Annotated in this window: 13 protein-coding genes and 1 pseudogene; 9 read left to right on the top strand and 5 right to left on the bottom strand. The window is 41.0% G+C overall.

The features are described 5' to 3' along the window. Positions 1-41 precede the first annotated feature (41 nt). The 5 genes and pseudogenes from ACFSR6_RS11810 to ACFSR6_RS11790 all read left to right on the top strand — a co-directional run bounded on the left by ACFSR6_RS11810 (position 42) and on the right by ACFSR6_RS11790 (position 8,282). Positions 42-626 (top strand): RNA polymerase sigma factor, encoded by a 585-nt coding sequence (locus ACFSR6_RS11810; RefSeq protein WP_379079008.1) that lies wholly within the window; start codon positions 42-44, stop codon positions 624-626. Positions 627-713: 87 nt separating this feature from the next. Next, positions 714-1,886, top strand: a complete 1,173-nt coding sequence (locus ACFSR6_RS11805; protein ID WP_379079005.1) for a FecR family protein — start codon at positions 714-716, stop codon at positions 1,884-1,886. 258 nt (positions 1,887-2,144) lie between these two features. After that, entirely contained in the window at positions 2,145-5,465 is a 3,321-nt protein-coding gene (locus ACFSR6_RS11800; RefSeq protein ID WP_379079002.1) for a TonB-dependent receptor, read from the top strand. 2 nt (positions 5,466-5,467) lie between these two features. Next, positions 5,468-7,309 (top strand): annotated as a pseudogene (locus ACFSR6_RS11795) (RagB/SusD family nutrient uptake outer membrane protein). Positions 7,310-7,325: 16 nt separating this feature from the next. Beyond that, complete coding sequence (locus ACFSR6_RS11790; protein ID WP_379079000.1) at positions 7,326-8,282, top strand: discoidin domain-containing protein; 957 nt, start codon at positions 7,326-7,328, stop codon at positions 8,280-8,282. A gap of 98 nt (positions 8,283-8,380) precedes the next feature. Here the strand turns inward: ACFSR6_RS11790 and ACFSR6_RS11785 are convergent, their stop codons facing one another. Next, on the bottom strand, positions 8,381-9,997 hold the full coding sequence (locus ACFSR6_RS11785; RefSeq protein ID WP_379078997.1) for a DUF6600 domain-containing protein: 1,617 nt from the start codon (positions 9,995-9,997) through the stop codon (positions 8,381-8,383). Between the two features lie 279 nt (positions 9,998-10,276). Between ACFSR6_RS11785 and ACFSR6_RS11780 the strand changes: the two genes are divergently transcribed. Then, entirely contained in the window at positions 10,277-10,978 is a 702-nt protein-coding gene (locus ACFSR6_RS11780; protein WP_379078994.1) for an SAM-dependent methyltransferase, read from the top strand. A 190-nt stretch (positions 10,979-11,168) separates the two neighbouring features. Next, the gene (locus tag ACFSR6_RS11775) at positions 11,169-11,348 is read left to right on the top strand and encodes a hypothetical protein (protein WP_379078992.1); all 180 of its coding nucleotides are present in this window, start codon (positions 11,169-11,171) and stop codon (positions 11,346-11,348) included. Positions 11,349-11,435: 87 nt separating this feature from the next. Here the strand turns inward: ACFSR6_RS11775 and ACFSR6_RS11770 are convergent, their stop codons facing one another. Then, complete coding sequence (locus tag ACFSR6_RS11770; RefSeq protein ID WP_379078989.1) at positions 11,436-11,960, bottom strand: DinB family protein; 525 nt, start codon at positions 11,958-11,960, stop codon at positions 11,436-11,438. Positions 11,961-12,307: 347 nt separating this feature from the next. Between ACFSR6_RS11770 and ACFSR6_RS11765 the strand changes: the two genes are divergently transcribed. Beyond that, positions 12,308-13,069: a M57 family metalloprotease gene (locus tag ACFSR6_RS11765; RefSeq protein ID WP_379078988.1), complete on the top strand. Its 762-nt coding sequence runs from the start codon at positions 12,308-12,310 to the stop codon at positions 13,067-13,069. A gap of 79 nt (positions 13,070-13,148) precedes the next feature. Here the strand turns inward: ACFSR6_RS11765 and ACFSR6_RS11760 are convergent, their stop codons facing one another. Further along, complete coding sequence (locus ACFSR6_RS11760) at positions 13,149-13,820, bottom strand: Rossmann-fold NAD(P)-binding domain-containing protein (protein WP_379078985.1); 672 nt, start codon at positions 13,818-13,820, stop codon at positions 13,149-13,151. Positions 13,821-13,948: 128 nt separating this feature from the next. Between ACFSR6_RS11760 and treF the strand changes: the two genes are divergently transcribed. Beyond that, positions 13,949-15,523, top strand: a complete 1,575-nt coding sequence (gene treF / locus ACFSR6_RS11755) for an alpha,alpha-trehalase TreF (RefSeq protein ID WP_379078982.1) — start codon at positions 13,949-13,951, stop codon at positions 15,521-15,523. Between the two features lie 128 nt (positions 15,524-15,651). On the opposite strand, the gene ACFSR6_RS11750 is transcribed toward treF, so the two are convergent. Both ACFSR6_RS11750 and ACFSR6_RS11745 read right to left on the bottom strand, forming a co-directional pair. After that, the gene (locus ACFSR6_RS11750; protein WP_379078980.1) at positions 15,652-17,160 is read right to left on the bottom strand and encodes a RagB/SusD family nutrient uptake outer membrane protein; all 1,509 of its coding nucleotides are present in this window, start codon (positions 17,158-17,160) and stop codon (positions 15,652-15,654) included. A gap of 18 nt (positions 17,161-17,178) precedes the next feature. After that, the gene (locus ACFSR6_RS11745) at positions 17,179-20,202 is read right to left on the bottom strand and encodes a SusC/RagA family TonB-linked outer membrane protein (RefSeq protein WP_379078977.1); all 3,024 of its coding nucleotides are present in this window, start codon (positions 20,200-20,202) and stop codon (positions 17,179-17,181) included. Between the last annotated feature and the right edge of the window lie 277 nt (positions 20,203-20,479).

Below are 20,479 nucleotides of genomic sequence, written 5' to 3'. Positions count from 1 at the left end.
ATTAAAAAATACTTAGTTTTATCTTACACCGAAACTAAAAAATGGCGATTAAACCTCTTCCGAATGAAAAAGAGTTGCTACTGGAAATAGCAAATGGCGACGGGATTGCCTTTGCCGAATTGTTTCGTGCATACCATGGTCCGTTAATCAAATATATTTACACCATGCTTGAATCAGTAGATATCTGTGAAGAGATGGTACAGGATGTATTTTTGAAAGTATGGGAAAACAGGGCAATATTACCTAAACTGGACAAGTTTACCGCTTATCTCTTTATTTTAACACGTAACTATACCATCAGTGCCATCCGCCGGATGGTTAAAGATAAAAAACATAGCCAGCTATACGCAGAAGAGGTATTAAACCTTAACGAAAGTGAAGAAATTTTTAATGTAGACCAGGAATATCAGAATATTCTGCTCAAGGCTATTGCAGAATTACCTCCTTCTCAGCAAAGGGTATTACAACTTCGCCAGCAGGGACTAAAAAGCAGGCAAATTGCAGGAGAAATGGGAATATCTATCGAATCTGTTAAAAAATACCAGCAATGGGCAACCAAGTCGATCGCTAAATTTCTAAAATTACATACCGCAATAACCATTTCTGTTATCCTGAGTATGAATTAATTTTTTTTCCTGATTTTATTTTTTTTATATCCCGTTTTTTATTTGTCTGCGTCTTTAGTAGTGATCCGTCAGGAATCCTAACCAAATATGACTGAAAACCAAAGATTGAATTTTTTATTCGATCGGCAATTGCAGCGTTTAAATTCTACTGAAGAAAAGGAAGAATTTCTATCGCTGATGGCCGATCCCTGCAATAAAGAACAGGTTAAACGATTGCTGAAGAGCTATTGGGAGGCCTTTGATGAAAATGAATTTAGTCCGGCCGTTTTCCTGGTTGGCGATGGCGAAGAAATCCTCTCCAGAATACAAAGTGAAAATATTTATGCCTTACCGCAACCTCGCCGATGGCCGAAACGCTGGATAGGAATTGCTGCTGCATTAGCAATCATTATATTCGGTGCCAGCCTGTTTTATTTGAAGCAAAATACCGGTTTTACCAGCTTTTCCGATACAAATGCACACATTATACCCGGCTCAACTGGCGCAACACTTAAACTGGCCAATGGTAAAACAATTAAATTATCTGATGCAGTAAATGGCGAACTCGCAAACGAGGCTGGTGTAAGTATTACCAAAACTAAAAATGGCCTGTTGATTTACGAAATAAAAGGAACAACACTTCCGGATCAAATCAATACACTCTCTACCAACAATGGAGAAACCTATCAGGTCCGTTTGCCTGATGGGTCTCTGGTTTGGTTAAACGCTGCATCCAGTATTTCGTACAGTACGGCTTTGATTCATTCAGGTAAACGCTCAGTTAACCTGGTTGGAGAGGCGTATTTTGAAGTCGAAAAAGATAAAAACCATCCTTTTATAGTTAAAACAGGAACACAGGAAGTGGAGGTATTGGGTACGCATTTTAACGTAAACGCTTACCACGACGAATCAACGGCGAAAACCACCTTACTTGAAGGAAGTGTTAAAATTAAAAATAAGACGAATCAAAAAATTATTGCCCCAGGAGAACAGGCAATAGTGAATGGGGATGACATTTCAGTTGATAAAGTAAACACTGAATATGCTATAGCCTGGAAAAATGGCGTTTTCCGTTTCACTGATAAAACACTGGAGGCCGGCATGCTTGAAGTGGCCAGATGGTATAATGTGCAGGTTACTTATAAGCGCCCGGAATTAAAAAATGAACTACTTGGTGGCCGCATTTCCAAATACGCAAACATTAATCAGGTATTGAAAAAAATGGAATTGGCCAAAGCCTTCAAGTTTACGGTAAAAGGGCGCGAAATCATCGTAGAATAACAAAACCAATTAATTATTATATCAACTAAACTAATCAAAAACAAACATGAAGAAATCAGAGTACGATTAACAGCAAAATTCTTTCAGGCAAGATTAAAATAAAAACTGGAAGTGCGACCAACACTTCCAGCGAATGACTTGTCCGAGTAAAACTAGTTAGCAACTATTTTTTTAACCTAAAACAAGATAAACCAAATGTATAAATTTTACCTAAGAATATTAGGGGGCTATTCCTTTATACCTAAAATCCTGCGAATTATGAAGTTAACGACGTTATTACTCATTGTAACGATCATGCAGGTCAGTGCAGTCAGCTATGCACAAAGACTAACATTTAAACAACAAAACGTGAGTATTGTCAGAATATTTGAAGAGATTGAAAAACAAACGGGTTACGATGTTTTCTACCTTCCGAAAGTATTAAAAACGAGCCGCACCATCGATGCTGATTTTAACAATACCCCACTAGAACAGGTTATGAAGGTTTGCCTGATGAACCAACCAGTGGCATTTACGATTGACGAGCGGACAATTGTGATCACGAAAAAAGAACAACCGGTACCCGATCAAAGGACTGCTGTACCCAAACCTGTTATTGAACAGGCAAAGTATAAAGTTAGCGGAACGGTGAAGGATGAATTAGGCTTGCCCATTTCAAGTGTTACTGTAAGGGTACCGCACACCAAAAATGGTGTTTTAACAGATTTAAACGGGAAATATGCCATAGATGTTGAAGCTACAGACTCGCTTGAATTTATCTATGTTGGATATAAACGTGTTGAAGTTGCCGTGCGGAACAGGGTGGATATTGATGTTATCATGGAGCCTGAATCTGGAAGTTTGAACGAAATTGCCGTTATTGGTTTTGGGCGACAGAAAAAGGTAAGTGTGGTAGGCGCCCAGGCTACTATTAAACCCGAAGAGCTGAAACTCCCGGTAAGGGATTTAACCTCTGCATTAGCCGGACGTTTGGCAGGTGTAATATCTACGCAACGTGGTGGGGCACCGGGGGCAGATGGAGCCGATATTTTTATCCGTGGTATCGCAACTTTTGCCAGTAGCCCTCAATCGCCGTTACTCGTGGTAGATGGTGTTCCAGACAGGCCAATCAACAACATTGACCCTGAGGATGTGGAGAGTTTCACTATATTAAAAGATGCAACAGCTACCGCGGTATACGGTACAAGGGGTGCCAATGGCGTAATCCTCATTAATACTAAAAAGGGAAAAATAGGAAAACCGACCATCAATGTGGAGCTAAACAGTTCGCGCTCAAAATTTACAGAGCTTCCAAACTTTATAGATGCGCCTACCTTTATGACTTTATATAATGAGGGCTTATCAACCAGGGGAAGAACACCTCAATATGATCCCGCTATAATAGCGAAGCATGCCAGTGGAGAAGATCCCGATTTATACCCTAATGTAAACTGGTACGATTATCTGTTTAACGATTTTTCCAGTGCCAGCAGAGCCAACCTGAATGTAAGTGGTGGTGTAGATGCAGCCAAATATTATGTATCGGCCGGTTATTACACCGAAAAAGGAATGTTTAAACAGGCTGAGGCGCAATCCTTTAATTCGACCCTAAAGCTCGAAAGGTTTAATTTTAACAGTAATGTAAGTGTTAGGGTCACCAAAAGTACCAATCTGGAGCTGGGAATTAACGGATTTATTACCAATTATAATGCGCCATCAGCTGGTGTAAATGCGATTTTTGATTATGCTACGCAGCAGGCGCCTCACGTAGTACCTCCAATTTATTCGAACGGCCAGTGGCCCAAATATCCGGGCGTTCCATTTAACCCCTACTACTACCTGGTTGCCAACGGTTATTCAAACACCTATTCAAATACTGTTAGAAGCAATATCAAGGTAATTCAGGAACTTGACTTCCTAACCAAAGGGTTATCCTTTTCAACCATGTTTGCTTTTGATGCGGTTAACGGAAGCAGCTTAACCCGGTCAAGAACCTTGCAGTCTTACCTGGCCACAGGTCGCGATGCTAACGGCAAGCTTATTACCAGAATTGCCGAAACCGGTTCAGACGTATTGGGCTTTTCTGCCGACCGTAACAGTAACAGAAGATTTTATACCGAAACTTCCCTTAACTATTCGAGAAAATACGGTAATCATGATGTTTCAGGCTTGTTGCTTTTCAATCAATCCGACTACGTAAATGGAAATGCTACAGACTTGATCAGCTCTATACCTTTCAGGCAGCGTTCGCTGGTTGGGAGGGCAAATTACGGCTATAAAGACAAGTATTTTATCGAAACCAACTTTGGTTATTCAGGATCTGAAAATTTTGTTCCGAGCAAACGTTTTGGTTTCTTCCCTTCAGTTGGTGCAGGCTGGGTTGCTTCTAAAGAGAAATTTTTTGAACCTGTTAAAGACATTGTATCTTACCTGAAATTCCGCTATACCTATGGCTTAACGGGTAACAGTAATACCAATTCCCGTTTCTTATTTTTATCAACTTTAGGTGATGCATTTTCATATACTTTCGGTATTCCGGGAGCAGACAGGGGTTATACCGGCTACCAGGAAAACAGAATAGGCAGTGATGTGCAGTGGGAAACTGGTTTCAGGCACAACCTTGGTATTGAAATTAATTTCTTAAAAGATGATCTTCAGCTGATTGTGGAGTTGTTTAAAGAGAAAAGAAACGGCATCCTGCTTCAAAACTACACTATTCCATACATTTCCGGATTCACGAATACGAATATCCCTTATGTAAATGTGGGAAAAACAGCAAACCGTGGTATCGATCTGACTTTAAACTACAACAAGAGCTTCAGAAATGGATTTGTAACTTTCAGGGGAACCTTCAACATGAATGAGAACAAGAACATTTTTGATGGTTTACCACCTTGGCAATACCCATGGCTTAATCGTACCGGACACGCTATCGGTCAGCGTTTTGGTTACGTAGCCATGGGCTTATTCAAAGACCAGAATGAAATCGACAATGCACCTACACAAGCAGGCGATGTACGTCCGGGCGATATCCGTTATAAAGACCTGAATGGAGATGGCATCATTTCTACATTTGACCAGCAGGCCATTGGTTATGGCAGTACCCCAAGAATTTTATATGGTTTAAATGTTGGCGCAGGCTATAAAGGCTTTGATTTTGTGCTTTTCTTTCAGGGTGCAGGTCAGGTCGATTTCAGCTATAACGGGGGCACGGGAACAACGCCTTTCTCTCAGGGCGCTACTTTCGGAAACATGTATACCAAAATAACAGATCGTTGGACGGTAGAAAACCCTAATCCAAATGCATTTTATCCACGCCTATCTACCAACCAGGATGTTACCACAAACTACGATTCCAGTACCTGGTGGGTTAAACGTGCAGATTACATCCGCTTGAAAAGCGCAGAAGTAGGTTATACTTTTGGTATAAAGGCATTGAGCAAAGTTGCGGTTAAAAAGCTGAGAATTTATGCCAATGGCACCAATCTGGTAACTTTTTCAAAATGGAAATTTTGGGATCCTGAACTGGGCGATGGCCGCGGGGCATCCTATCCAAACATTTCAACTTTCAATTTAGGTTTACGTGCTAATTTTAACTGATTATGAAAAACAAATTCGCAAAAAAATTAATTCTGGCGCTATTAATACCATTCCTTTTTCTACCCATAAGCTGTAAAAAAGGATATTTTGATACCGTACCGGATAATATCAATACCATAGATAAAGTATTTTCGAACCGGGCCAATACCGAACGCTGGTTCTTTAGCCTGTATGCAGGTATACAGGATATATGGGACCAACCTTATGGCTATCAGTATGCAGGTATCAGTGATGAGCTGGAGTATGCCAACTGGGGAACAGGCAATGCCTTAACCATCAATTCAGGAGCGGTTACCAGCGATAATTCGCCTACACGTTTCGAAACCTATTACCAATTGGTACGGAACATTAACATTTTCCTGGAGCGGGTTGATGAGTGTAAGGAGCTTTTAGACCAACAGAACGGCGAATCCATTGTAAAAGAATACAAAGGAGAAGCACGTTTTTTAAGGGCATATTACCATTGGTTGCTGATGAAAGAAGTAGGTCCGGCAGCTATTGCACCCCTGGTTTCGGGCTTGCCAAATGATAATTTTCAAATCCCAAGAAGTTCGTGGGATGAATGCGTAAAATTTGTGCTTAATGAAATGCGTGCATCTGAAGCCAGCCTGACGAGCTTACACCTTACGGGTTCCAACACTGTTGATGATTATCAGGTAGGCCGGATTACATTACCCATTGCAGCAGCAATTGAAGCCCAGATTTTACTGGCACATGCCAGCCCGCTGTTTAACGGGAATTCAGAATTTGCAGACTGGAAGAACTTTGACGGAAAGCAATTATTTAACCAAACCTACGATCCCAGCCGTTGGACAGCTGCAGCCGAGGCAATGAAAAGAGCCATTGATCTGAATGTGGCCCAGGGCCATAAACTTTTTATAAAACAGAATGCCAACTTATTTCTTCAGGGATTTAATTCGACCAGGGATATGTTTTGGGATGGCTGGAAAGAAGAAGGTATTTGGCTAAGAAGGGCAAACAATGTGCATTCTGGCTGGTCTCAGCATTGTGCACCAAAAAATTCCCTGTCCGGCAATGGCTGGAATGGTATTGGTGTATTACAGGAGCTTGTTGATGATTTCAGAATGGAAAATGGGCGTGGTATTAAAGAAACACCTTCCTATAACGAAACAACATTCACCAACACTGCAACACCTTATTATTCTGCAGGAACAAATAATATGTATGTTGGAAGAGAGCCCCGTTTTTATGTCGATGTAACCTTTAGCGGCGCCGTAATACCGGTGGTTCCTGCTGCAGGGCAAACCTATGTTACTTATTATTCTACAGCGGCATCGGGTAAAAAGGCAAATGCACGGGATTATCCGAAAACCGGGTATACAGCCAGAAAAAACATTCATCCCAATACCAATTTAAGCACCTGAAGCAACCCTGCACGTCCGGCTATGCTGATCAGGATGGCCGAACTGTACTTAAGTTATGCCGAAGCTTTAAACGAATCGCAGCCAGGCCATGCCGATGTGTTAAAATACCTGAATGATGTACGTACACGCGGAGGTATCCCTGCAATCCCGGCAGACCTTGGTCAGACGGAAATGCGGAAACAAATTCGCCTGGAAAGGCGAATCGAGCTCTGTTACGAATCGAGCATTAGGTTTTGGGATGTACGCCGGTGGAAAATCCCGGATGAAACCGGTTCTAAACAGGGTGGCGATTTTTATGGCATGAACATCGATGCCGGTACTTCTTTGTCTGACCCTGCTTTTTACAAGCGGGTAGTTGCAACCTCCAGGGTACTGTGGCAGCGTAAATTTTATTTCCTCCCTTATCGCCAGAATGAAATGGACAGGAACAAACAAATTGTTCAGCTTCCGGGATACTAACTTAAAATGATGTTATATGAAACGATATAAAATATTATCCTGTATCATAGCTGTGCTTACAGTTATGGGTGCATGTAAGAAAGAAGAAGCATACCTTGAAAAATCAGACAGTAAAGAAAATGCAGTGGTATATGTTTCCAGAAAAGCCAATGCACAAAAAATAATCGTTTATCCGGCAAAGGATACTGTTGTATCCTACGATTTTGGTGCATCTTTCGCTGCCGTGGGTTTGCCGCTAAACAATATTACGGTGAGATTTAAGATAGATGATAAAGCCTTTGATAGTGTAAATGTTGTGCGTACCAGTCAAAACCTTACCCCCTATTCTAAACTCCCAGAAAGCGCCTATACCATTAGCGCATTGGATGTAACCATATCAAGCGGGGCAATTACTTCTAACCTGGCTTCCTTAAAGTACAATTCCAAAAACCTTGATCCCAACAAAGTTTATATGTTGCCGATCAGTATTGTTGATGCTTCCGGATATAAGATCAATCCTTCGTTAAAAACAATGTTTATTACGACCGTGAAGTACAAGGCACCCGAGATTCTTGCAGACAGAACTGGCTGGGCCCTCAGCGCATCAAGCACTCAGGCCGGAGATGGATCACTTGCAAGTGTAATTGACGGCGACCTGGCAACCTTCTGGCATTCGCAATATTCACCCACCGTTTTACCATACCCACATTGGATCCAGGTAGATATGCTTACGCTCACCAATGTAACCAGCATATCTATGGCTCCCCGCAATAACAACAATACAGGGTTTACCAAATTTAACCTGAAAGGAAGTATTGATGGCAGCGTTTGGACTGATCTTTTAACAGCCAAAGCCATGGACCCCAATTTAAAAGCTTTACAGAACTATGAGCTCGATGCCCCTACTAAAGTTAGGTTCCTGAAGTTAGAAATGACCGAAGGGCCTCAGGATTATACACATTTAGCAGAATTTCAGGTCTTTAAAGTAAAATAAATATTAATGAATAACACGGCTATTTTCTTAAAATCCAGCCGGATCAAGAATAAGCCTTAACAATAAAAAGTCCCGGTTTGCACCGGGACTTTTTCTATTTATCCTCTACCACCTCTAGATGGTCTTCCTCCTTCAGAACCACCTCTTTCACCACCGCCACCACGTTGTTGCGGGGCTTCCATTCTTCTTTGTTCTTGTCGCTGTTGCATTTGCTCGTTACGTTGTTGCTGCATTTGTGCATCACGTTGGGCCCTTTCTTGTTGTTGTTGGGCACGTTGCTGTTGCATCTGTTCATTACGCTGTGCTCTTTGTTGCTCCATTTGTGCACGTTGTTGCTGCATTTGCTCGTTACGTTGCTGTTGCATTTGTGCATCGCGTTGAGCCCTTTCTTGTTGTTGTTGCTGAGCTTGTTGTGCACGCTGTTGCTGCATTTGATCATTACGCTGTTGTTGCATTTGTGCATCGCGTTGTGCACGTTGCTGTTGCATCTGATCGTTACGTTGTGCCCTTAATTGGTCCATTTGAGCACGTTGCTGATCATCCTGGCCACGTTGTTGTGGTTGCATATCACGTTGCCCGCGTTGTTGATCTACGCTCATGCGATCTTGGTTACGCTGCTGCCTCATCTGCTCTAAACGTTGTTGATCCTGGCCACGGTTGGCATTATCCTGCCTGTTTCCATTATCGATACCATTAGCACCTCCACGACTAAAACGTCCGTTTGCATCTCTGTTATATGGCTGATTATTATCTCTGCCTATAGCGCTGTTATTTCTATCTGGTTGTGTAGAATTACGGCCATCTCTTGATCCGAAACGGTTATCATTATTGCCCGGATTACCGGCGTTTTGATCGCGGTTGGCATAACCTTCATTCCTTCCATTTCTGCTGAAACCGGCGCTGCCCTGTTCAAATCTCCTTGGTGCAGCATTGCGGTTATCTACATTACGCTCTGGCCTTGGCCTGTAAATAGAAACCTCCCTATCACTAACCCTGCTTGCCCCAGGTCTTGAACTTTGCGCATAACGGTAAACTGTTACATCCCTGTTGGTTGCACGCCTGATATCTTCAATCCTTGGGCCACCATAATAAGTTCTTCTGTTATATACATAAGTATTATTAATGATGGTGGTGTTACGGATATATACATTATTGCGCCCGTAATCATATCTTGGGAAAACACTAACATAAATACTGCGTTGTGGAATAAAGTTCCAGCAAAATTCTGGTACAATATAACGGCGGCCAAAACTTAAATTAATACTGATGCTTGGTGCCATTGGCGCCCATCCGTAATAACCATCGCCACTTCTCCAATCAACCCATGCCGGTCCCCAGTTGGTATCAGGTAGCCAAATCCATTGCCTGTAGCTGTTAATTACCCAACGGCCATAGTGGAAAGGTGCCCAGCCCCAATCGTAATTGGAAACCCAGGTATTACCATATTCGGTCATCACCCAACGTCCGTTTGTGTAATACGGGCGGAAATCACTTTGATCTACATCCGGACGCCAAACATAACCATATTGCGGGTCCTGTATCCAGGTACCGTAGGGTGAAAGTTCATCGTAAAAAGTCTGCAAAGAGATGTTACCGGTACTATAACCATCGTTCCGGTAGTCGTTTTGGTAGTCTTGTGCCCTGACAAGGGTTGTGGTTCCGGCAAGGAGCCCAAAAAGCCCCAGCACAAGTGCCGTAAATTTCAGTGTTTTCATTTGTATGTTTATTTTAATAACCTATCAACCATGTATCAATTAGAGAACCAAAAATGCATAAGGTTTAATATGCATGCATAGTTTCTGGTTTTTCCTGCAAATATTGCCCTTTAGGGCATACTTAACTAATATCTAACGCTTTAAGTATGTTTTTAATTGTGCAGAAAATAAGTCAGTTAGAAATAAAATTTGCTACACATTTGCTTACAAAATAGATTATATTGCCAGTTCTACAAGCTTTCGAACTTAAATTCTATTTATTGTACGTATTTTTGTAACATGCAAAAAGGCACTTTATATCTTATTCCTGTACCGCTGGCCGAAGAGGTAGCACATAAAACTTTTACCCCTTACCTGGTTGATACCATTAACCAGATTGATACTTACATTGTAGAAAACAGTAAAACAGCCCGCCGTTTTTTAAAAGAGGCCGGTTTAAAAACCCCTCAGAAAGATTTAATTGTGCACGATTATGGTAAACATAACCGGAAGGATCTAGGTCAGTTTTTTACAGAGCTGGTGGCAGGAAAAGATGTGGGCTTAATGAGTGAGGCGGGTTGCCCTGGCATTGCCGATCCGGGGGCAGACATTGTGGCTGAAGCGCATAAACGCGGTATTAAAGTAGTTCCGCTGGTAGGGCCAAGCTCAATTTTATTGGCTTTGATGGCATCTGGTTTTAACGGGCAGAGTTTCGCATTTTGGGGATATTTACCCATTGATAAGGAACAACGTACCAAGAGGATCAAAGATCTCGATATATCGGCCAGCCGTTATAAACAAACACAGATTTTTATCGAAACACCGTTTCGCAATAACCAGCTCTTTGAAGAGGTCTTAAAAAGCTGCAAACCCAATACACAGGTTTGTGTGGCAAGTAACCTTACTGCTCCAGATGAATTTATTAAAACCCAAAGTGTTTATAACTGGCGCAAAGAAAATATAGACCTTCATAAACAGCCTACTATATTTTTGTTGTACTAGGCTTCTTTAGTCGAGCCTCCTTCCCTCGAAGGGGGAATCTTAAAGCTTATTGCATTACGATTCCCAATCAAGTTGGGAATGACGGATTACGCCATGAGAAATATTAGAATTTCAAAAAATCAAAACATATCCAATCCCACATTGGTTGTTATTATAGCGCTCTGCTATTTATTTACCAAATTTTTGAGTTATGAAAAATACAGGCACACCCAAAAACAATCCAACATTTCAAGGTAGTTCAATAGCTGACAGGGCTAACCACGATATTAAAACCGATAAAAAAATCCAGGGAATCACTAATGGTGGCGGCCAAAGGTCAGATCAAACTTCCAATAAGGACAACCAAAGAAAATACGATAATAAAAAATAATTAATGCAGCTGAATGTATCAAAAGGGCTTGTCAGAAGAACAAGATTGAAACAGAATTTCTGACAAGCCATTATCATTAATCATATTTTATTTAGCCGTTACATTATAAAAGTTATAATCTGTCATAGGAGCGCCTGTTATTCCTAGATTATGACAAATGGTAATGATTTGACCACGGTGATAAGTACTATGGTTAAAAACATGCAGCACATATTCGAAATTTTCAAAATCAGAAGTAAACCAGGGACTTTGAATTTCTGTTTTTTCATTAAATCTATCTTCGCCGATTGCTGTAATATAAGCAGCAAGGTTTTCTGACTGTTTTAACAGGGAATCAAAAATATCATTTAAACTTCCGTATTCCCTAAATTCAAATTCTGTTTTAGTTAGAATAGAATACCAATACTCCTGTGCCTGTAAGATATGCGCAAGGGTTAGTTTTACACTTTTAAAACTTGATAACACTTCTTGCTCCAATAATGGCTCAGGATGTGTTTTTAACCAATTTACCAGGGTTAAATTTGCCCAGAAATTGTAGTTTGCATAATTCTTCATTAAATACACAAGGGAGGTTTCTTCCATTGTTTCTGCAAATAATTGTTCCTGTATCATAGCTTTTTGTTTTTAGTTAAACAAAGAAAACACAAGCCACTGACAACCCTATGGCAGTGTAAAATTCAGATAAAAAATATTTTTTATTCGGTTTAGAATTGACTCTGTAATAGTTTAGAATGCATTTATCCTGTTAAAAAATATATTGCTTCCCGCGTTTAGCTGAAAGAAACATGTAAAAAAAAGACTGTTCATGTAAATTTTTAAATACAAACATAGATTTAAACAGCTACACGGCATACTAATTAAGTTTTCGTGTAAAAATCTTAGTTGGCTAAAAATTTATGTAACACCTTCTGTTACATTTGTTTCATCAGCTCTTAAGGATTAACTAACCTCTTATCCAAATGAAAAAAAACCTAAAAAAAATCGCTGTTGTAGCGATGGTTGCAGTAGCAATTGCAGCGTGTAAAAAAAACCAAGAAACATTAAGCCCAGAACCACAAGAAACTGTAAAAAATGCCGATAAGGTTTTACAGCACATTAAAAATCTTGGGTTCCCTGAATCAAGTATTGTAGATAACGGAAATGAGTATATCGTTGAAGAAGATATTATATTTCCCAAAGACATGAATATCCCGGCTAGTACCGCGGGACCAAAAACTGAGCAATACTATACCGGAAGCATTGTAAACAGCACCAATAAATTAAACATCAGGGTTTTTGTAGATCCTTCTATGACATCTATGAGCAGTGAGATCAATAGTGCCATTGCGCAATGGAATGGTGTATCTGGTTCTACCCTGCGCTTTAATATTGTAACTGCAGCTCCTTACGACATTTTGATCAAAGATGAAAATTTAGGATCTGGTGTTTGTGGTCAGGGGCAATTCCCATCAGGCGGAAGCGCAGGGGCTTTAATCAAAATCAACAAAAGTTATATTGCAGGTAATTCATTTGCTCAACGTGCCAGAACCATTTGTCATGAATTTGGTCACTGCATCTCATTCAGGCATACCAACTGGGCAGCCCAAGGCGAGTCAACTGCAACAAATGTTCCTGGTGTTACCGGAACAGATTCTCAGTCGCTCATGAACGGTGGCCAATGCGGCTCGGGTGCGACCGTTTTATCGCAAAAAGATAAAGACGCAACCGCTGTTTTATATTAAACCCAAAATAATCAATTAACCTAAACTAAATCCTTAAATCAGCTGAAGATGAGCTCGGGTACCTAAGCGGTACCTGAGCTTATTCTTTAGCTAAAGCGATAATATCTTTCCCTTCCAGGACCCGTCTTTCACCATTATGGCTTAAGGTATTGATCATTGCACGGCCCAGCTCAGCCATGGTACAGAAACCACCTGGGTAAACCGCCCTACCAATAGGAAATAACCAGTTGATGTATTTATAGAATTTATGTGCATATTTTTGGCCTGGCAGCGGCTTGATAAAACCCGGACGGAAATTAAAAACCTGTTCGAAAGGCAATTTTGTTAAATCGCTTTCCGTTTTGCCTTTTACCTGTGCCCATTTTAAACGGCCATGCTCATTTGTTCCCCCACCAGAAACATAGCAAAAAGTCATATCGCTATTGAGCTTGCTCAATGTCTGCGCAACGTGCATGGTGAGTGTATAGGTCATTTTATAATAAGTCTCCTGATCAACACCCACCGAAGTAATACCTAAACAAAAAAAGCAGGCATTATAGCCCGTTAGCTGATTTTCTATTGCTGTAAAATCGAAAAAATCAGGATGGATAATTTCCCTTAGCTTTGGATGGGTATAACCGCAAGGTTTACGGTTAACAACTAAAACACTGTTAATTTCAGCACTGTTCAGGCATTGCATCAATACGCCTTCGCCAACCATTCCGGTAGCTCCGGTTATGATTACATTATTTTGATTTCTGGTTTTTCCCATCGGAAGTTTATTTAATAAATCAAAACGAAGATAAGTGAATCTTTGTTTGCCAAATAAAGCAGTTGCATTTCTTTTTGCTTTATTGAGGTAGAAAGAGGATAATTAATTATATTTAATAAAACAGCAATATGATGAGACCAAGCTTGCCAGGTATTAAAATAACACTGCTTACTTGCCTGTTATTTATTTCCAGCCGGTTATTTGCGCAGAACGAATTAAGTCCGGGGCAAATCTATCCTGATTTATTTGAGAAAGTTCAAATGGCAAGAATTTATCCTGACAGTAAATCTTTTGCAGATGCCATTCCAAAAAAGCGTCCTTCAGATATCATGAAGGCTTATAATACTTTCAAAAATACCCGAAATTTCGACTTAAAAGCTTTTGTAAATGAATATTTTAATATTCCGGAAAGCCATCAAGCAACTTATCAATCTGATATCAGTGCGGGCATCGAAAAACACCTGGATACCTTGTGGACGGTTTTAAAAAGAACCCCTGACACGGCTTCCACCTACCAAACATCGTTGCTGCCATTACCAAAGCCCTATATTGTTCCGGGCGGCCGGTTCAGGGAAATTTATTATTGGGATTCTTATTTTACAATGCTTGGATTGCAAAAGGCCGGCAGAATAAAAACCATAAAAGATATGGTTGATAATTTCGCTTATCTCATCAATAAATATGGTTTTATCCCCAATGGAAACCGTACTTATTATTTAACACGTTCTCAACCGCCATTTTTTGCGGCAATGGTTCAGTTGCTTACCCGGCATAACAAGGATGTAACACTTACAGATTATAAGGATGTCCTGGAAAAAGAATATCATTTCTGGATGAAAGGGGCAGAGCAGTTAAAAAATGGCAAAGCGATAAACCATGTGGTAAAACTTACTGATGGCACTATTTTAAACCGTTACTACGATGCCAGCGATCGGCCCCGCGAAGAATCGTACAGGGAGGATTTTGAAGCCGCTAAATTAACCAAACAGGCTCCGGCTACATTTCTCAGAAACGTACGCTCTGCAGCAGAATCGGGGTGGGATTTTAGCAGCAGGTGGTTTGCCGATGGTAAAAATTACAACCAGATTATTACTACGGATCTGCTTCCGGTTGATTTAAATACTTTACTATATAATCTTGAAATTACCATTGCTAAAGCAAACAGCGAAGCAGGCAACCAAACAAAAGCTGCTTTATTTACCAAAAAAGCTAATTTGCGTAAAAAAGCTATCCATAAATATTTTTGGAACAAAAAACAGGGCTTTTTTACCGATTATAATTGGAAAAACCAGTCACTTTCCAGTCAGCTCACACTCGCAGCAACATTTCCATTGTATTTCAACCTGGCAACGCCGGAACAGGCTAAAGCCGTTAAAGAAAAACTGGAAAGGAATTTTCTTAAAACAGGCGGCTTAATTACCACCTTAACCACCACAAAAGAGCAATGGGATGCGCCAAATGCATGGGCACCGCTCCAATATATCAGCATTACCGGGTTGCGTAATTATGGTTACGATAAATTGGCCGATACGGTTACCAGCCGATGGATAAACCTGAATATTTCTGTATTTAAGGAAACCGGGAAACTGATTGAGAAATACAATGTGGTACAGCCGAACAGCAAAGGGGGCGGTGGAGAATATCCCCTTCAGGATGGCTTTGGTTGGACAAACGGTGTACTTTTAAAGCTGCTGAAAAAATAATTCATAGTATTTGTTCCTCTTTAATCCTTTAGAGAAAGCAGCCATGATTTAAGAAAACAGAGGCTGAACCCAAAACAGGCATCATAAATATGCCAGTGGTTACAGCCTCTGTTGAAGAATATTAAATTTTAATATCCAGGATTTTGTATCAGATTAGGATTACCCAATTGATTGTCGGGAATAGGGAAAAGTAGGTATTTAGCTTCGCTTGCAGGTTTTTCCTGCCAGGCGGCAAGAAATTTGCCAAAACGGATTAAGTCCTGTCTCCTAAAACTTTCCCAATACAGCTCACGGCCGCGTTCATCCAGCAGGATATCCAATGTAAGGCTTGGTAAAACTGATGCGCCCCTTACTGTCCTGATTGAGTTAACAATAGTTAAGGCTTGTGCTGGTTGCGAGGTTCTTAACTGTGCTTCGGCTTTCATCAATAATACATCGGCATAACGAAAATAAACCCAATCGTTATCGGGCTTTTTAGATCCGGAGTTGGCATAATCAATCGGGTATTTAATTACGCGGATACCCGCCACTTCCAAATGGTTGGGATCTCTTTCGATAATACTTACCTCTGGTGTGAAAGCCAATGGATTGCCTTTACGGTCTTTTAATGCCACGCCATTCTGGTTTACCTGCTGTCCAACCAAAAATCCAATCCTAACCCCGGCGATATTGGTTTGTCCGGCGTAGGATCCTCCTCTTCTTTTATCTGACGCTTCAAATTTGGCGTAGAAGTTAGACAGGGTTGAAAAACCATTGTAACCACTCGGATCCTGGTTATAGTGTGTGGTACATTTCCATTGTCCATCTAAATCGCTCCCGCTTACACCTCCTAAATTTTGTGCGGTAAAAATATTTTCAGTTGAAAGCACATCGTTTGTTGGTGCAAAATTATCAAAATAGTTTGGCGTGAGTACATAACCACCAGCGGCTATTTCATCAGCGAGTGAAATAACCTTGGCCATATCAGCAGCGTCGAAAGTTGGCGTGCTGCGGTTTAAAAAAGCACCTTTGTTCAGGTAAATTTTCATTAACAGGGTTCTGGCCGCATTTTTATTGGCAATGTTTGCCGGTCCATTGGGCAGATCGGGGATAATGGCATTTAATTCGCTGATTAAGTAGGCAATTTCGTCGGCAGCATTCCGAACACGCGATGGTTTGGTAACACCTTCTCCCGGATCCCTGTACGGAACCTGGCCCCAGCCATCTAAAACAGAAAACTGGGCAAATGCACGTAAGAAGCGTGCCTGTGCTGCCTGAACCGCATTCGGGCTGGCATTTAACACACTTGTGGCTACATAAGAAATGCTGTTCAAATCCCTAAAAACATCCGAAATCCGGGTATGATCTGGTGCCCATTTATGTAAGTGCAGTGCCCGCCAGGCACCATTATCGTCCCAGTCGCCTGCGCGCGTTGGTACAATAATTTCGTCTGATGTAACCTCCTGCAAAGCAGACCAATTCCATGGCGCCTGATAAGGGCCAATCATTGCTGCATATGTAGCACCCAATACTCCTGCAACATTATTTGACGATACTGCTCCACTGCCAACCTGGCCATTCAGGTTTTCATCCAGCTTGGTACAGCCCGAAAAACTCAGGGCGACCATAGCAAAAGTGAAAATATATTGATTTTTCATGTGATTATAATTAAAAGATTAAAGGGAAAAATTAACACCAAAATTGAAGGTCCTTGCTGTTGGGTAAGCGGTGTAATCTATACCTGCAGATGGAACACCGCTCACTCCTTTGTTCACATTCACCTCCGGATCAAAGCCAGTATATTTTGTAATTACGAACAGATTTTGCCCGTTAACATAAACGTTTAGCGACTTAATCGATTTACCAATGTTGCCAATATTATAATTAAGCGTGGCATTGGCCAATTTTAGGTAATTGCCTTTTTCGATATACCTCGATGAAGCGGCGATCGGATTAGCAAGCGACTCTTGTATAGGCGAGTTGATCAAAGCGGCAGAAATATTGCGCTGGGCGCCCAGGTTGGATATTGCAAGTACCGAGTTTGCGGTATTGTTGTAGATATCCTGGCCAAACGAGCCGTTAAAATTTGCTGTAAATGAGAACTTCTTATACCTTAAGTTTGTACTTAAACCCAAAATTACTTTTGGATTGGGATTGCCGACATAATAAGCGGTAAAACCATCATCGGTATATTTCGAAAATCCACCGGCATCCAAACCATTGTATTGGCGGGTAACCATGGCAAAAAGCGGTAGCCCGTTTTGGATCACCTCAGTGGTTACACCACTCAAACCCTGTCCGTTTAACGAACCTGTTTTAATAATGCCATTAATGTTCTGTACTTTATTGTTGATAAAAGTAGCATTACCTCCTAAAGACCAGGTAAGGTTATCCTGATCGATAATGATACCATTTAAGGTCAGCTCCAGCCCTTTATTAATGATCTGGCCAGGTAAATTTACCCACGTAGGTACGTTGCCCCCAACTGCCGGAGAAAATGCAATTTGTGGGAATAAGAGATCTTTTGTTGTTTTATTGAAATAATCAACCGATCCTGTTAACCTGTTTTTAAACAGGCCAAAATCGATACCTATGTTAGCTTGTTTGTCTGATTGCCATTTTAAATCGGCATTTTCATTGTTAATCGGCGTTAAAATCGGCAAGCCATTCGCATTTCCAAAATCATAGCGAAGCTGCGCAGAACCTGAAGGGAAATCCTGGTTACCGGTTTTACCATAACCCACACGTAATTTTAACAGATCCAACCATTGGACATCAGACATGAAACTTTCTTTTCTGATATCCCAGGCAGCTGCAAAAGAAGGGAAATAACCATACCGGTTTGATTTACCAAACTTGGTTGAACCATCGGCCCTAAACGTTGCGGTTAAGATGTACCGGTTATCGTAATTAAAAATTGCCCTTGCAAAATACGACTGTAATTGTGTTGTAGGATTGTTGAAGGTAGAAAATGTACGGTTAGCCGGGGCTGTGGTCTGAAAGGCGTCGGTATAATCAGCAGCTATATCACCAAAACCGGTTGCCGTATTGGTTGCCCCTTTGTTGATAAAGTTAGAATATTCGTAACCCAAAATGGCGTTCAGGTTTAGTTTGCTTACAATTTCCTTGTTAAAATTTAAGGTATTGGTAAACTGTTGTGTAATTAACTCGTTGTTGGAATAGCTCGCATAACCACCAAGAAAAGTGCCTGAGGGCTGTATCCCCTGCAGATTTAAGGTACTCCTTGTAGAAGCCCTCCTGATACCCGTGCTGTAATTTACGCTGGCCAGCATTCGGTATTCTAACCAGGGCGTAATTTTATAATATGGAGAAACGCTTCCTAAAATGGTAGAAACTTTAGATTTATCGCTATTTGCAGCCAGAGCAGCCAAAGGATTGATCGTGGTAGAACCATAATCTATAAATAAACTTCCATCGGGATTATAAAAGGATTGGGTGGGGTTCCAGGATAGTGCCTGCGAAATCAAACTTCCGGTAAAACCTGCATCAGTGGTAATGGGCGCTACACTTTCGAGGTATTGATTGCTGATCATATTAACATCCAAACCAAGCTTTTTGCTCTCGAGGAATTTGAAATTGCCGTTAAATCCCGCGCTGTATTTTTTAAAATCGGTTGTCTTGATAATCCCCTGCTGGTCCTGATAACCGAGTGAAACGCGGAAGGTGTTACCATTAGTGCCACCACTTATACCAACAGAGTAATTCTGATTATAGGCCGTTCTGGTAATCGCGTCCAATGCATCAACACTAGTACCGAAATTACCTGCGGTAAGATTGTATTTCGATAATGCTGCACGGTACTCATCGCCCGTTAACACATCAACTTTTCTGGCAATATTGCTTATACCAGCAGAGGCGCTTACATCAATTTTGGTTTCTCCTGATTTCCCTCTTTTAGTGGTAATCAAAACCACACCGTATGCAGCACGCGAGCCATAAATTGCCGTAGCCGATGCATCTTTTAATATCTCCATGGATTCGATATCTGCCGGGTTGATAAAGTTTAAAGGGTTACCATCTGGCGCGGTACCGATACCTGCACTGGCTGATGGCCTTGCCGAACGTCCGTCAAGTGCTACCCCATCTACCACGTAAAGGGGTTGTCCGGTTCCGGTAATGGCTGAGTTCCCCCTAATACGAACAGTAGATGCTCCACCTGGCTGGCCACTGTTATTGATCATCTGCACGCCTGCAACCTTGCCTTGTATCAGCTGATCAGGGGCATTTAACGGGCCTTTATTAAAATCTTTGGCTGACACGGTTGTTGCAGCACCCGTTAAATCATTTTTTCTTACAGATGCATAACCAACCACCACAACAGCCTCTAAATTATTCAGCGAACTTAAAGTAATATTCAGCAGGGTTTGATTATTAATATTTACCGTTTGTGATTCGTAGCCCACAAAACTTACGGTTAGCTGCGCCGTTCCGGGAGCAGTAATCTGATATTTACCTCCAGCATCGCTTTGGGTTCTTGTATTTGTACCGGTTACCTGTACAGTTGCACCTGCTAAAGGCGTTTTATCGCTATCGTATATTATACCTTTTACGGTGATTTGGGCTATAGCTGCCGTGCTCAATAGGAGCATCAGGAGGCTCATGCCCATCATTTTCTTTAATGAATACAATTTCTGTTTTAGAAATAAAACAGACGAATTGCCTGGTAAAGTCATGTTCATAATTGATTTAATTAGTTGGTTAGAAAATAGGAACGTTTAAACGATTTAGTTCTTTCTGATTTTAAGGCGGTGTGTGTTTCATGGTTTGCTTTTTTAGGTTATATTAATTGATGATATTGTTCACGCTTTGCACAGATGGAGCAATTCGAATCCCCGGGATCGTTCCCGGAATTTATGTTAAAAAATGACTGGACATTTTTTAACTCATATTTACCCCCATCTAAAAGCGATCGGTATATGGTTAGGGTATTTTGACCATCGCACAGATTATTTACTT

It is taken from the genome of Pedobacter vanadiisoli (genome assembly GCF_042684385.1).
GTDB lineage: Bacteria > Bacteroidota > Bacteroidia > Sphingobacteriales > Sphingobacteriaceae > Pedobacter > Pedobacter vanadiisoli.
This window is presented reverse-complemented; position numbering and strand designations above follow the sequence as displayed.

What these genes read in the sequence shown, in the direction of transcription:
- ACFSR6_RS11775 (WP_379078992.1), top strand. Translation starts at nt 11,169, where the DNA reads ATGAAAAATACAGGCACACCCAAAAACAATCCAACATTTCAAGGTAGT.
- ACFSR6_RS11760 (WP_379078985.1), bottom strand. Translation starts at nt 13,820, where the DNA reads ATGGGAAAAACCAGAAATCAAAATAATGTAATCATAACCGGAGCTACC.
- ACFSR6_RS11800 (WP_379079002.1), top strand. Translation starts at nt 2,145, where the DNA reads ATGAAGTTAACGACGTTATTACTCATTGTAACGATCATGCAGGTCAGT.
- treF (WP_379078982.1), top strand. Translation starts at nt 13,949, where the DNA reads ATGATGAGACCAAGCTTGCCAGGTATTAAAATAACACTGCTTACTTGC.
- ACFSR6_RS11790 (WP_379079000.1), top strand. Translation starts at nt 7,326, where the DNA reads ATGAAACGATATAAAATATTATCCTGTATCATAGCTGTGCTTACAGTT.
- ACFSR6_RS11745 (WP_379078977.1), bottom strand. Translation starts at nt 20,202, where the DNA reads ATGAACATGACTTTACCAGGCAATTCGTCTGTTTTATTTCTAAAACAG.
- ACFSR6_RS11805 (WP_379079005.1), top strand. Translation starts at nt 714, where the DNA reads ATGACTGAAAACCAAAGATTGAATTTTTTATTCGATCGGCAATTGCAG.
- ACFSR6_RS11780 (WP_379078994.1), top strand. Translation starts at nt 10,277, where the DNA reads ATGCAAAAAGGCACTTTATATCTTATTCCTGTACCGCTGGCCGAAGAG.
- ACFSR6_RS11785 (WP_379078997.1), bottom strand. Translation starts at nt 9,997, where the DNA reads ATGAAAACACTGAAATTTACGGCACTTGTGCTGGGGCTTTTTGGGCTC.
- ACFSR6_RS11750 (WP_379078980.1), bottom strand. Translation starts at nt 17,160, where the DNA reads ATGAAAAATCAATATATTTTCACTTTTGCTATGGTCGCCCTGAGTTTT.
- ACFSR6_RS11810 (WP_379079008.1), top strand. Translation starts at nt 42, where the DNA reads ATGGCGATTAAACCTCTTCCGAATGAAAAAGAGTTGCTACTGGAAATA.
- ACFSR6_RS11770 (WP_379078989.1), bottom strand. Translation starts at nt 11,960, where the DNA reads ATGATACAGGAACAATTATTTGCAGAAACAATGGAAGAAACCTCCCTT.
- ACFSR6_RS11765 (WP_379078988.1), top strand. Translation starts at nt 12,308, where the DNA reads ATGAAAAAAAACCTAAAAAAAATCGCTGTTGTAGCGATGGTTGCAGTA.